General features: G+C 67.0%; 13 protein-coding genes and 1 pseudogene. 2 read left to right on the forward strand and 12 right to left on the reverse strand.

Annotated features, from left to right (window positions below):
* Positions 1-447: 447 nt before the first annotated feature.
* Complete coding sequence (locus ACFC1R_RS17090; protein WP_375939269.1) at positions 448-1,032, forward strand: recombinase family protein; 585 nt, start codon at positions 448-450, stop codon at positions 1,030-1,032.
* Positions 1,033-1,261: 229 nt separating this feature from the next.
* On the forward strand, positions 1,262-1,918 hold the full coding sequence (locus tag ACFC1R_RS17095; RefSeq protein WP_375939271.1) for a hypothetical protein: 657 nt from the start codon (positions 1,262-1,264) through the stop codon (positions 1,916-1,918).
* A gap of 96 nt (positions 1,919-2,014) precedes the next feature.
* On the opposite strand, the gene ACFC1R_RS17100 is transcribed toward ACFC1R_RS17095, so the two are convergent.
* The 12 genes and pseudogenes from ACFC1R_RS17100 to rplS all read right to left on the reverse strand — a co-directional run bounded on the left by ACFC1R_RS17100 (position 2,015) and on the right by rplS (position 12,905).
* Entirely contained in the window at positions 2,015-3,454 is a 1,440-nt protein-coding gene (locus ACFC1R_RS17100; RefSeq protein ID WP_375939273.1) for a phage/plasmid primase, P4 family, read from the reverse strand.
* Positions 3,448-3,804: a hypothetical protein gene (locus ACFC1R_RS17105; protein WP_375939275.1), complete on the reverse strand. Its 357-nt coding sequence runs from the start codon at positions 3,802-3,804 to the stop codon at positions 3,448-3,450. Before ACFC1R_RS17105 ends, ACFC1R_RS17100 begins: the two co-directional genes overlap by 7 nt.
* Positions 3,805-4,266: 462 nt before the next feature.
* A complete protein-coding gene (locus ACFC1R_RS17110) occupies positions 4,267-5,922 on the reverse strand; it encodes a recombinase family protein (RefSeq protein ID WP_375939277.1) in 1,656 nt (551 codons plus the stop codon).
* Positions 5,831-6,562, reverse strand: a pseudogene (locus ACFC1R_RS17115) (magnesium chelatase domain-containing protein); the annotation flags it as partial. The pseudogene ACFC1R_RS17115 and the gene ACFC1R_RS17110, both read right to left, overlap by 92 nt.
* A 1-nt stretch (position 6,563) precedes the next feature.
* Positions 6,564-7,043 (reverse strand): YraN family protein, encoded by a 480-nt coding sequence (locus tag ACFC1R_RS17120; RefSeq protein WP_375939278.1) that lies wholly within the window; start codon positions 7,041-7,043, stop codon positions 6,564-6,566.
* A 160-nt stretch (positions 7,044-7,203) separates the two neighbouring features.
* Positions 7,204-7,530, reverse strand: a complete 327-nt coding sequence (locus tag ACFC1R_RS17125; RefSeq protein WP_045301221.1) for a DUF2469 domain-containing protein — start codon at positions 7,528-7,530, stop codon at positions 7,204-7,206.
* On the reverse strand, positions 7,527-8,150 hold the full coding sequence (locus ACFC1R_RS17130; protein ID WP_375939280.1) for an NUDIX hydrolase: 624 nt from the start codon (positions 8,148-8,150) through the stop codon (positions 7,527-7,529). Before ACFC1R_RS17130 ends, ACFC1R_RS17125 begins: the two co-directional genes overlap by 4 nt.
* Before the next feature lie 178 nt (positions 8,151-8,328).
* Positions 8,329-9,093 (reverse strand): signal peptidase I, encoded by a 765-nt coding sequence (gene lepB, locus ACFC1R_RS17135; RefSeq protein ID WP_375939282.1) that lies wholly within the window; start codon positions 9,091-9,093, stop codon positions 8,329-8,331.
* 145 nt (positions 9,094-9,238) lie between these two features.
* Positions 9,239-10,243: a signal peptidase I gene (gene lepB, locus ACFC1R_RS17140; RefSeq protein ID WP_375939284.1), complete on the reverse strand. Its 1,005-nt coding sequence runs from the start codon at positions 10,241-10,243 to the stop codon at positions 9,239-9,241.
* A 229-nt stretch (positions 10,244-10,472) separates the two neighbouring features.
* On the reverse strand, positions 10,473-11,402 hold the full coding sequence (lepB, locus tag ACFC1R_RS17145) for a signal peptidase I (protein WP_375939286.1): 930 nt from the start codon (positions 11,400-11,402) through the stop codon (positions 10,473-10,475).
* Positions 11,403-11,508: 106 nt separating this feature from the next.
* A complete protein-coding gene (gene lepB / locus ACFC1R_RS17150) occupies positions 11,509-12,111 on the reverse strand; it encodes a signal peptidase I (RefSeq protein WP_375939288.1) in 603 nt (200 codons plus the stop codon).
* Positions 12,112-12,554: 443 nt separating this feature from the next.
* Positions 12,555-12,905 carry a 50S ribosomal protein L19 gene (gene rplS / locus ACFC1R_RS17155; protein ID WP_045301282.1) on the reverse strand — a complete coding sequence of 117 codons (351 nt, stop codon included), beginning with the start codon at positions 12,903-12,905 and terminating at the stop codon, positions 12,555-12,557.
* Between the last annotated feature and the right edge of the window lie 93 nt (positions 12,906-12,998).

Consider the following 12,998-nt stretch of genomic DNA (forward strand, 5'->3'; position numbering starts at 1 on the left):
TGACCCACCCCCCGGTACGCCCCGCAAGCAGCGCATGGAGCCATACCCCCCACCTTCTAATTCGCGGCGGCGTGTCAGGCCTGGGGGCAGGGTCCCGGACGGTCATGCGCCCAGAGATTGACCCACCCCCCGGTACGCCCCGCAAGCAGCGCATGGAGCCATACCCCCCACCTTCTAATTCGCGGCGGCGTGTCAGGCCTGGGGGCAGGGTCCCCATCGCCCGTTACACCCAGAGATTGACCCGCCCCGGTGTCCCATGCGTCCGGGCAGGGGTCTCACCAGACCTACGAGTGACGGACGGTCACGACCGACAGGCGTTCCACAAACGATGGTTATCGGAACACTGTCGAACACGCCCAGATCGGGGCTCAGATCCGTTCCAAACGTCGTTCCAGAACATGCCTGCACCCCTTGACGTTTCGGAATGAGTTTTGGAACGATGGGGGCATGACGACGCACAAGAGCACCGGTCACCTGATCGGCTACAAGCGCGTGAGCACCAGCGCGCAGGATGCCCAGCTTCAGGAAGACGCCCTTCGGGAAGCCGGATGCACCGGCAAGATCTTCGAGGACAAGGCGTCCGGCAAGAACACCGACCGGGCCGGGCTTATGGCAGCGCTGGACTACATGCGCGAGGGTGACACGCTCTGCGTGTGGAAGTTGGACCGCCTCGGCCGGTCCACCAAGGACGTGCTGACCATCGCTGAGGACCTTCACCAGCGCGGGATCAGCCTGCGGATTCTGACCGGCACGCTGGCCGGTAGTTACTCGCCCAAGGGCGAGGGCAAGTTCTTCTTCACGATGATGGTCGCGTTCGCCGAACTCGAACGAGACGTGATCGTTGAGCGGACCCGTGCCGGGCTGGAAGCCGCCAAGGCTCAGGGCCGGGTCGGTGGACGGCCCAAGGCCATGACGCCGGACATGCTCGCAGCGGCGCAGCGCCGGAAGGCTGCCGGAGAGTCCTACGGGACCATCGCCAAGGCTCTAGGAGTCGGCCAGGCGACCGTGTACCGGGCGCTGACAGCCGAGTAGGGCGCAGGCGCGCAGCAAATGAGCCGTCTGCCAATGCTGGCAGGTGGCTCATTTCGCATGGATCAGCAGATCATGCCCAGGCAGTCGAGCGGCGCGCTTCGGGTGGGGAACTGCGCCTATAGCCATCAATCATTGTTCATGCAGGATTTCCTGCTCAATCCACTCGGAAAGGTGATATCGCGACCATCCGCGAGGTTGTCAGTGCTATGATCCCAAAAATATTCTCGAGTTGCTGGAGGGTGTACATATGGGGATGCGTACTTTTGCCGATGATACTGTCGGCCGGTTCCTCATGGGCAAGAGCGTGGACAATATGCCCATGGCACTCTCAAGGTGGCGCATATCGACCAACAATCCAGGGACCGCCGAGACGGTTGCTCGGCTCTTCGGTGGCACGCCGGAAGAGATCGAGAACGATGCCGAAAAAGTCATCAGCATCGATACTGATAGGGCTGCTATGCCGGTGGTGCTGGACGGCCTGTCAGCGGTCTACGGGGACTGGAAGCTCTGGAACCGAAGCAAGCTTGTCCACCACTGCGATGGTGCGAAGTTTCTGAGTCCGGAGAACAAGGTCGGTCAGCCCTGCGGGTGCCCCCCTCTGCTTGCCGAACGCAGGCAGGCAGCAAAGGACTTCAGGGGCCCCTCTCCGAGTATCACCATCCGGTTCCGGCTTGCGGATGACTATGAACTTGGCGTGTTCAAGTTCCAGACTGGCATGTGGGCGATGGAGGAGCAACTCCCTAATATCAAGAAACTACTTGAAAACATCGACGGCGACGCGCTCTGCTCACTTGAAATGGAGCGGGTCGATTTCGTCACCAAGAAGGGGCGCAATGTGTGTTACTACAAGCCCGTTCTCCGCGTCTTGGGTCCGGCGCAGAACTGACGCCGGCTCCTCGGGGGCAGATTTGTATCCCTCACCCAAAACCCCTTACGCGTATATAGGGGATTTGGGGAAGGAGCATGAATCTGCCCCCTGAGCCTACTCGGCGGCGAAGATGCCGGGTCCGCTGATGGCCGCCGGGGAGTCGGGTACGGCCACCGGCCCGCCGTACTCCGGGGTGAGTCGGATCCCCCGCAGGTACCAGACGCCGTTGATCCGGGCCTCAGTGACGCCGGACTCCGCGAGTCGGAACTTGGTGAACTGTGGGGTGAACCGGTTCGTGGCGATCCCGTTGCTGGTCTTCCACTCCTTCAATTCATGGTTGAACGAAGATCGCTGAACCTTCCCCTCGGAGTCGAACACAAAGAGGTCGTCGATCAGCGGGGCAAGGGGGTTCACCTTCTCTTTGTGCTTGCGGGTGGTCTCGCTGACGGCCTCTGGCGAGATCAGCCCTTCGCTGTAGTACCGCACGGCGCCGCGCACGCACCATGCGGCGATTCCTTCCGCTTCGGCGGCTAGCTTCTCGTCCAGCGTTCGGTCCTCGCGCCCGGCGAAGGACTGCGTGAACTCGATTGCCCGCACGCGTGACCAGATGGCCGCGCCCTGGCTCTGGAACTGCGGCAGGTAGTTGGACAGCAGGATGATCAGGTAGCGGGGCACATACTCGAACGTTTCCCGGTACAGGTGGCGCGCCTGGATGGAGTCCCCGCCGGCATGGCGCTTCAAGAGTTCGTCGTTCATGGGCGTTCCCTCGCTGCCCTCGCTGGCGGTGACGATTCGCGCCGTCCGCATCCTGGCCACGTCCTCTGTGTGGGCGTTCCCGCCCCGCTCGAACACGCTGAAGTCGACGTCCTTGACGAGATCCGGGCCGAACACCGCCTTGAGCGCCCGCACGATGGTGCCCTTGCCGTTCCGGCCGTGGCTGCCGAACCAGACGGCGAACGCGTGCTCGCGGCTCTCCCCGGTGATGGCGTAGCCCAGCAGGGTCTGTAGGTAGTCGATGACTTCCGGCTCGTCGGGGAAGACATCGGCGAGGAACCGCAGCCACGCGGGGCACTCAGCATCCGGCCGGTACCTGGTCGGCGCTTCCTGCGTCAGCATGTCCTCGGGGCGCGATTCCCTGAGTTCCCCGGTGCGCAGGTCGACCGTGCCGTTTTTGAAGGCCAGCAAATGCGGGTGCGAGTCCATCTCCGGTGCTGAGACGTGCAGTTCGGGCAGGGATTCCAGCTCGGCGGCTATGGCCTTTCGCTGCTGGGACCGGCGCAGGTTCATCGCCGCTCCGGCGAGCCAATCGCTGCCGGTCTCGCCAGCCTCGGACAGCAGACCGTTGGAGACCTTGGTCATGCCGTCGAACGCGGGGGCCTGCTTGTGGCCGATCCGCCAGACGTTCCCGGTCCACTGGAGCCACCCGAGGTGCGGCGAGAAGCGCAGACGTCCGGCGAACCGCTCGGCGCACAGGTGGGCGTAGTCCACGTGCCGGATTCCGCCGTCTTCGCTGCCAAGACGGGACTTCCACTTCTCAGGGTCGGTGGTCACCACTTCTCGCCCTCGTCTTCCTGGTAGGCGGCTGCTACGTCAGTGCGCTGCTCCCGCCGGCTCCTGCGGCGAGCACGGCTTCCCGGCTGCGGGCATGGGTCGTTGAAGATGAGATCCTGGCTGCTCAGTGGCACGCCGGGATGGTCGCTCAGTTCCTCAGCCAGGTTCTGCACCCACTCGATGAGCGCGTCTATGCGCGTGTGCGCTTGTTCGGCGCTGCTGGCGGGAGTCGGCCCCGGGTAGGTCTGTTCGGGTGCTTCTCCATTGAGCCGGGCTATGTGCTGCTTGTGTTGGTCGTTGGCTCGCTTGTTGGCGAGCTGCGCGGCCTGCCAGTAGGGCAGCGGATCGTACATGTGCCTCTCCTTGAGTCGGCTCGGTGAGCCTTGGGGTGGTGGACTGGGGAGAGCGCAGCGAATTCCCTGCGGTCCCTGGGGCGTGCAACTGCCCTCAAAAGTGAGAGGGAGCAAAGGGTTCCTGCCGCCTGTCGAAGACCCCTGCGGGTCCGTCAGCGGGCCTCTCATTTCAGGTAGAGCGCAAGGGCTTCCTGTGCCCCGTTGGTCGGCTGGTGTCCCTATCTGCCATGGAGCGCAAGGGTTGCCGTGCGCTGCTCGATCGTTTGGTCGTTAGTTTTCAAGGGGTGGGAGGCGTTCCGCCGGTGCCGCCTCTCCCCTGCGGGGGCACTGGAACGCAGGGGCTTCCTGCGCATCTCTCTGCCGGCCGAAGCCCTGTGCGGCCGTCTACGGGCACGAGAAAGCCCCCGCCGGGCCGGTTGGCCAGACGAGGGCTGAAAGGGCGCCAGAGGGGTGCCCAGGGGGCTACATGAGATCTTCGCGGGCTATGGCTTCCAGCATCTCAGCTTCGGGGTCTTCGACGTACCGGCCTACCTGCACCCGCTCAGGGTTCCAGGCCCTACGTCCTTGTGCCGGGGCTACCGCTGCCCTGATCTTGAAGTCCAGCAGCATCAGGCGCCGCTCCGCTGTATCGCGCGCTTCCCACTCCTGAGCCACCGTGCGGCCGGTAGAAACCCACTCCCAGCGCTCGGGGACTTCCGGCTCAGCCTCGATCTCTTCCAGGGCTTCCTGCCGGGCCTCAAGCTGTCGGAGGACGGCAGCCCTCGAAGCGCCCCTGAGCCCCGCCAGGTCAGCGGCCAGCGCATCAATGTCAGCCCTGAGCTGGTCCAGCTTGACCCTGCGATCATTGCCCCCGCCGACCCGGCGCTGAACCTTCATGTCCATGCGCCCGAAGCGAGTCAGGAGCCATTCCTCAACCTGCTTCTCAAGGCGGGCAGCGTTGACGGAGATACCGGAGCAGCGCCCCTGGTCACGCACACGCTTGTTGCGGGCTGCCTCGCACGTGTAGAGGTCGAGCGTCTTCCCCTTGTACACGCGGGAGTTGTAGTACAGCGTGTCATCGCAGTCGTCGCACCACGCGACGTGGAGCAGGAGGGTCGCCTTACGCCGGGGGCGCCTATTGGTCTGCCCTGCCCGGTCTAGTGCGTCCTGTAGCGCGTACCACGTCTCGTCGTCCACCAGAGCAGGGCCGACCCTGACGGGTGCGCCGAACTCATCACGGACGGCGCGACGCTCCGAGCGCTTCCCGACCACACGGTACCCGCGCAGAACCTCAGATCGGAGGAGTTGGTACAAGGCGGAGTACGTCCACTCTTCCCAGACCATCGGCGGGTGCCACTCACCCCGCGTGATCTTTCGGTACGTGCCCGGGGAAGCTTCGCCGCTGCTGGTCAGCCGGTCGATCTCCTGAGAGAGGGTCACGCCCTTGATGATGCGGGCGACCACGTCGCCAAGGACTCCAGCGGCGTAGTCGTCCCGATCGAGAACCTTTCCACCGTCCTTCTCGACCAACCGGAAGCCGTACGGCGCAGCGCCACCGAGCCAACGTCCCTGACGCCTCAGCTCGCCGCGCGACCGCAGGATTCGGGCCTTGATCGTCTCCCGTTCCATCTCAGCGAAGGCAACCATGATGGTGGTTACGAACTTGCCGTAGGGGCTGGTCAGGTCAACCTGCCCATGGACGTCCGCGAGCGTTGCCCCTTTGCTGGTCAGCGTCTCGACCAGTCCAGCGAAGTGAGCCGTGACCCGCGAGAACCGGTCGACTGACCGGGCGACCACCACGTCTACGGCGGACAGGTTGTCTAGGATCTCGCCGAAACCGGTACGGTCCTCCGGCCGGATGGACCCGGACACGTCGACATCACTCGCCACCTGCACGACTTCCCAGCCTCGGAGACGGCAGAAGTCTCGACAGTCCTGTTCCTGCGACGCGATGGACGTGCTGTCCTCTGCGTCGCGGGAAAGCCGCAGGTAGATGGCCGCTCGTATGGGGTTGGGCACTTGTCCTCCTGTATCTCGGACAGTATGTCCCACCACCCGGCGGGCCCTTGAGATAGAGGTGGTGACCGCCCGCGGCGGCGATCTCCAAGGCGCGGCGGGCTTCGTACTGCCCCGTGACATCGGCAAGGTCCAGCCGGGCGGCGTCCTCCCGCTGGTGCCCACGGATCCCGACGCCGGGGACCATCAGCCCCGACAGCGACGGTTCGCGGCGCCCGAACAGTTGGTCCGGCTCCTCGTCGGGGACCGGGGCCTGGGTGAGCACGGCGATCAGTTGGCGCAGGCTGCGGACGCCGAGCACGGAGACCCCGGGGACAAGGGCGGCCTCGGCAGCTGTCGCTTCTGCGACGACGACCTGTTTGTACCCCGCGTCCGCTGCGGCGAGGACGGACGGAAGCACCCCCCGGACCGGACGGACCCGTCCGTCCAGGCCCAGCTCGCCGATGATCAGCAGATCGGCGATGGAGGCCGGCTCCAACCGCTCGGCTGCAGCCAGGACCGCGCAGGCGACGGCGAGGTCGAAGCCGCTGCCGCTCTTCGGCACGGAGGCCGGGCTGAGGCCCACCGTCAACTTCCGCTGCGGCCAGCTCTCCCCGCTGTTGACCACTGCGGCGCGGACGCGGTCCCGTGCCTCGGTGAGGGCTTTGTCCGGCAGACCGACCAGGGCGAAGGCCGCGAGGCCGGGTTCGAGGTCGGCCTGCACCTCGACCACCACGCCGTCCACGCCGACCAGCGCAACAGAACAGGTATGGGCGAAGGCCATCTCACACCGCCCCTCGGTAGTGCTCGACCTGAGCGGCGCCCTTGACCCGGTTGACCACCGCGATCAGGTCGATCCGGACACCACCGGGCGGCAGGGGAACCGGACGGGCCTGCGGTACCGCTTGTGCCTTCGCCTCACGGTCGGCCGCAGGGCGTGCTCCAGGCTCCGCTGCGACTACCGCGACGGACCGGGCGAGGCCGTCGAAATGGGTCGGCCAGCGTTCGCCTAGCCAGCGCTCGGCCAGGTGTCGCAGGCGCTCGGCCTTGGTCCGGTCGATGCCTTCACTCGGCTGCTGGAACCCGTGCTCGGACCGGGTTTTGACCTCGCAGACCGCGAGCGTGTCGCCATCCAGGGCGACGATGTCGAGCTCACCCTCCGCGCAACGCCAGTTGCGTTCCAGGATTCTCAGACCGCCTGCGGTGAGCCACCGCGCGGCCACCTCTTCGCCGTAACGGCCGAGACCGTTGTTGGAACTCTGCACGGCTATCACCTCCGTGTCGGGGAGGTTGCCGTCCCTGCTGCAATCAGGCCAGAGGGTTCTCAATTCCTGTGGATAACTCGGGCTTGTGGATAACCCGCGTCACTCACAGGAGTGAATATCGAGCGGAGCGCTGGACACCGATCCGAACCTCGGACCAAGGTCAGCTGCCAAACGCCGCATCGTCGGAGGGCAGCTCCAGGTCGCTCTTCGCCAGCTCCTCGATATTGACGTCCTTGAAGGTCAGCACTCTCACCTTGCGGACGAACCGGGCCGGCCGGTACATGTCCCAGACCCAGGCATCCGCCATCGACACCTCGAAGAACACCTCGCCCTGGACCGAGTGCACCTGCAACTCGTAGTCGTTCGTCAGGTAGAAACGTCGTTCGGTTTCGATCACGTACTTGAACAGGCCGACGACGTCCCGGTACTCCCGGTAGAGCTTGAGCTCCATCTCGGTCTCGTACTTCTCGAGATCCTCGGCACTCATTCAGGCGTCCCCTCAACTCGTCTGGTCCACCCCATTGTGGACCACCGCACCCACTCGGAGAGCCCTACCGGCAGGACTGGCGGGCCGTCCCTCCGCAGACGGTCGACCAAGTCCGCCAGCGCAGTGGGGTAGACCGTCTCCTCGGTGGCCCGCAACTCCGGCACGGTCCACCAGCGAGCGCTCAGCAACTGCGCGTGTTCCGCTGCCTCTCGGGCAGCTGCCGACGGCCCGGCACACTGGTGCGCCGAGCCGACCCCCGCCCCGCTCCCCGGCCGACCGTGACATCCGGTCCCCGGCCCACCGTCTTCCCCGTTCCCCCGTCCGACCTCCCGGAGCCGGGCGAGGTGGAACGACTGGTCCTGCTCGTAATGCTGCCCTTGGAAGGAGTAGACAACCGTGTCGTACGCCACCACCGGTCCCAGCTCGATGTCCGTCAACCCGGTCTCCTCCGCCAGCTCGCGCAACGCTGCGTCGCTCGGCTCCTCGCCCGGCTCCAGCCCGCCGCCGGGCGTGATCCACCAGGTCACGCCCGGGACGGCCGGGTCCATGCCACGGAAGAGCAGAACCCGCCCGGCTCCGTCCAGGAGCAGGACTCGCGCCGCGCGCCGACGCTCGGCCATGCCCGTCACCTCCACCCGTCGCGGAAGCCGTCCCGCTGCCCCCAGGAGTCACGGGAGTCACGGGAGTCGCGGGAGGCCGGTGTCCCACTCGGCGGGCTTCCACGGGTACCCGGCGGACCGCACCACGCAGCCCGTCGGTCCCCGCAGCCGTCCGGCCGATGCCGGCCCGCCGGAACGCTCAGGCGCTCCGGCGCCTGAGCCTGCGGCCGAGCGAGACAACCCCGCCGAGAGCCGAGGCGACCACGACCACCGCTGCACCGCCGGCCATCGCGTACATCGCCGGCGCCACCGGCCCCGGCTCTGCTGCAAGCGGCGCACCGAGCCCGTCGAACGCAACCGTACGCCTGGTGGCACCGAACCGACCGTAGGGCCAGACCGTGGCCTCGACCCGAGCGGTCACGTCGGAATCGGGAACGGTACCGCTCGCGACATCGAGATGCGCCCGCGAGTCCAGGGAGTTCGCCCGGAAGTCCCCGAGCAGGAAGAGGCGACCGGCCGGGACGGTCGTCTTGAAGTCCGCGCCCGGCATCATCGGCAGCGCCACGTACGGTTCGTCGATCGGCTTGCCGTTCACCAGCAGGTGCTGCTTGGAGTCGCAACACGCCACGGTGTCACCGCCGACCGCCACCACCCGTTTGACCATCGTCAGGCCACCCCACTGCGAGTCCCGGAAGACGACGATGTCCCCCCGACCCACAGCTCCACCCTTCACCGTGCGGGCGAGCACGGTGTCCCCCGACTGCACCGTCGGGGACATCGAGTCGGTCGGCACCTTGTACGGACGGTAGTTGAGCACGAGCACCACGAATCCGCCGACCATCGCGGCGAAGCCGAGGCCGATCACCAGGCCGTGCAGCAGCGATCCCAGACTCCGTCGGTTCGCTGCGCCCGGCTTGCCGGCCGCAGCCGACGCCGGAGTCGTGTGCTCCACGACACCGCTCACCGCCACCGCCCCTTCCAGGTCGACCCGTGCACCGCACGAGTACGCCGCGGCGGGCTTGGAAAAGCCGACGGGCCGTGGCACGTGCGAGCAGATTACTCGCCGGTACCACGGCCCGCGCAAGACCCAACGACAGACCCGGGAGGTCTCAGCGACGAGACCTCCGAAGCCACCAGACCACCGGCAGCGCGGCCGCCGCCCCGGCGGCAGGCGGCGCCAGGGGCATCGCCGCGGCGGCCAGCCCCTTCTGGCCGAAGGTGTCGGGCACCGGCAGCGTCGACCAGTCGCTGATCGGCCAGGCGACCACGAACGCGCGACCGATGACGTTGCCCACCGGCACCGTGCCGCCACCGGGCTGGTCCTGGTGGAACCGGGAGTCCAGCGAGTCCCCACGGTGGTCACCCATCACCCAGATCCGCCCCTGCGGCACCTTCACCGGACCGAACGGCTTGTCACCACAGGGGGTGTTGCCCGGGAAGATGTACGGCTCGTTCAGCGCGAGCCCGTTGACCTTGACCGGACCGTCGCCCTGGCACTCGACGGTGTCACCGCCGACCGCGATGACCCGCTTGATCAGGTCCTTCTCATTGGCCGACGGCATCAGGCCGATGAAACTGAGCACGTTCTGCATACTCCGGACGAGGGAGTTGCTGCTCTGTTGGGCGGGCTCGTCGTTCAGCCAGCCGCCCGGGTCCTGGAAGACGACCACGTCACCGCGCTCCGGCTCCGCGCCGAACCAGGGCGTCAACTTGTCCACCAGGACTCGGTCACCGATCCGCAGAGTGTTCTCCATCGACCCCGAAGGGATCGAGAAGGCCTGGACGAAGAACGTCTTGATCACCAACGCCAGGATCAGCGCGATGCCGATCAGGATGGGCAGTTCCTTCCAGAAGGAACGCTGCTTCGGAGGTTCCGGAGTCTCCTCCGGTTCCTCGCCCGAAGAACTCACCGACCCGTCGCCGCCCTTGCCACCGCTCAACCGAGCGGCCTCGCTACCCGAACCACCACCGTCCGAGTCACCCGCCGCTCCGGCAGCCGACCCGTCCTCGCCCGGCTCCGACGGTTGTGCGGACTCGGTGGACCGGACCGTACGGCTGCCGGCGCCCTCGGGCTCGGGGGCCCCCGAGCGGGCGCCGATCACCAGATCCCCCACAACATCTCCTCCCTGCTGTGCGGACGCCTGCACGCCCGCGCTCACCAGTGCCGCACAGCGGGCACCACGCTCTGTGACTGACCGTCAATCCGCTTCAGGCCTGCCCTGCACGGGCGGTCCTGACACCGGAACAGCCTCCGGAGGCAACCGGAACGTACACCGAGCGCTCCAGAACTTCTCTATCACTCCAGGACATCAGCCCACCGCTCCCACACGGCGGATGCGGCGATCAACCGACCGGCAATCCGGGCCGGACCGCTGCCCGCCCCGGCCGTGCGAGGAATGGAATGACGCCCAACACACCCATAACGAGCGGAGGTTCCACTGGATCCGGGTTGACCCCGACTGATTCCTCGGCACCGGTGCCGCTGCCGAGGGCCCGCGGACCAGTAGCGTCCACCGACGAGGGCAGGGTGGAAAAGGAGGCAGGTACGTCAAGTTGACGCATGCGTCCCATCGGCCACGCAATCACGAAGGCCCGGCCGATCACATTGTCGACGGGGACGGTACCGTCACCGGGCTTGTCCATGTGGAAGCGGGAGTCTGCGGAGACGTCCCGGTGGTCCCCCATCACCCAGAGCCGCCCGGCCGGGACGGTGACCTTGAACGTCCGCCGCGACGGAGCGTTGCCGACTGCGACGTAGGGCTCGTCCAGCGGCTTGCCGTTCACGCTCACCCGCCCCGTGGCATCACAGCACTCCACCGTGTCCCCGGCAACACCGATCACCCGCTTGATCAGATCCTGCTCGTTCTCCGACGGCAGCAGGCCGACGTACTCGAAGACCTGCTTCACACCGTGGAGCACCGGTCCGTCCGGGGAGGGCTTCCGCTCCGACTCCAACCAACCGCCCGGGTCCTTGAAAACGACCACGTCACCGCGCTCGGGCTTTGCGCCGAACCAGGGCGTGGCCTTGTCCACCAGCACCCGGTCCCCGATCCGGATGGTCTGTTCCATCGAACCGGAAGGGATGACGAAGACCTGCACCAGGAACGTCTTCAACAGCAGTGCGATCACCAGAGCGACCACCAGGATCATCGGCAGTTCGCGAAGCAGGGAGCGGCGCCTGCGGCGCTCGGCACGGCGGGCCGTTCGTCGACGTTCGGCCCGGCCCCGGGCAATACCCGGTCCAGCAGCCGGCTCGGCAGCCAGCTCGGTCACCGCCCGGCCCACGGTCGGTTCGGCTTCCGGGCCGGGTGCCGGTTCCGCCCCCGAATCCGAATCCGCCGCCGTCCCCGACGCCGACTCTGCAACAGTCGGGCGGCCCCTACCTCTGACCCCCATGACCACCAGTCCCCTCAACGGCGGCGAACCCGGAAGGACGGTCGAGCGAAGTCCAGCGTCCGATCGGGAAGACCACCCAGTCCGCGCGGCCGATCACCTTGTCCTCGGGGACGAAGCCGCCGCCGGGCTCGCCGAGGTGGTCCCGTGAATCCCGGGAGTCACTCCGGTGGTCCCCCATCACCCACAACTTCCCGGCCGGCACTACGACGTCGAAGCCCGCCGTCGAGGGGGCGTCACCGGGATACAGGTACTCCGACTCGTCCAGCGGTACACCGTTGACCTTGATCCGACCGTCCGAGCCGGAGCAGGTGATCCGGTCCCCGCCGATCCCGATCACTCGCTTCACATAGACCGAGTCGGCACCGGAGGACAGGCCGAACCCGGCGAGGAAGCGCTGCGCAGGTGGGGGCTCGGACGCATACGGGAGGAAGGAGCCGATGCCGTCGAAGACCACCACGTCCCCGCGCTGGACGTGCCTGCCGAAGTCGTACGCCAGCTGGTTGACCAGGAGCCGGTCACCGGGGCGGAGCGTGCCCTCCATCGACTCGGACGGCACCGCGAAGGGGCGGGCGACGAAGAAGTTCACGAGCAGGAGCGTCAGCAGGCATATCCCGACTCCCAGGAGGAGCGTCCGTGAGAACCACCGGTCCCCACCCTCCGGCTGTTCCTCGCCGTCGGAGTGTGCCGTACCGGCCGACGGGGCTCCCGAACCGGGTCCGGCTCCGTCGCTCGCGTCGGCTTCGACTCCCGGGCCGGCTTCAACCCCTCCCGCTCTGCTGTCGGTTCCGCCCGCGCCGGCTTCGGTCTCTCCCGTCCCTGGAGCAGCCTCTCCCGGGAGCCGGCCTTCCGGAAGACGAACTTCGCCGGAGACGACTGCGGACCGCGACGGCGAGTCCGCACCCGGAGGTGCAGGACTGCCATCGCGGTCCGCGAGTGGTTCGTGCGTGCTCATCGGGGCTGAGCTTATCCCTAAGGTTCTCAGCCCGGTCCGAGCGTACCCAACCCCCGGCGGAGCCGAGGGTGAGCGGATCAGCGCTCGCGCTTCTCCTTGATCTTCGCGGCCTTGCCGCGCAGGTCACGCAGGTAGTACAGCTTGGCGCGGCGAACGGCACCGCGGGTGACGACCTCGATCTTCTCGACGACCGGGGTGTGCACCGGGAAGGTGCGCTCCACGCCGACGTTGAAGCTGACCTTGCGGACGGTGAAGGTCTCACCGACGCCCGCACCGTGGCGACGGATGACGACGCCCTGGAAGACCTGGACACGGGAGCGGTTGCCCTCGATGACCCGGACGTGAACCTTCAGGGTGTCACCGGCGCGGAACGCCGGGATGTCGGTGCGCAGCGAGGCCGCGTCGACAGCAGCGAGCTTGTTGCTCATGATGCTCTCCATCGCAGACGCCACGGGCCGCCTACGGAAATTCGTCTCAATGGGTTGTGTTGCGGGCCGCTTCGGCCTTCGGCGTTCCCCCCG

The sequence above is a fragment of the Kitasatospora sp. NPDC056138 genome (genome assembly GCF_042264695.1).
Lineage (GTDB): Bacteria > Actinomycetota > Actinomycetes > Streptomycetales > Streptomycetaceae > Kitasatospora.

Bases quoted from the DNA above. Each gene is read 5' to 3' on its own strand.
- ACFC1R_RS17090 (WP_375939269.1), top strand. From the start codon at position 448: ATGACGACGCACAAGAGCACCGGTCACCTGATCGGCTACAAGCGCGTG.
- ACFC1R_RS17105 (WP_375939275.1), bottom strand. From the start codon at position 3,804: ATGTACGATCCGCTGCCCTACTGGCAGGCCGCGCAGCTCGCCAACAAG.
- ACFC1R_RS17110 (WP_375939277.1), bottom strand. From the start codon at position 5,922: ATGTCACGGGGCAGTACGAAGCCCGCCGCGCCTTGGAGATCGCCGCCG.
- ACFC1R_RS17125 (WP_045301221.1), bottom strand. From the start codon at position 7,530: ATGAGTGCCGAGGATCTCGAGAAGTACGAGACCGAGATGGAGCTCAAG.
- ACFC1R_RS17130 (WP_375939280.1), bottom strand. From the start codon at position 8,150: ATGGCCGAGCGTCGGCGCGCGGCGCGAGTCCTGCTCCTGGACGGAGCC.
- rplS (WP_045301282.1), bottom strand. From the start codon at position 12,905: ATGAGCAACAAGCTCGCTGCTGTCGACGCGGCCTCGCTGCGCACCGAC.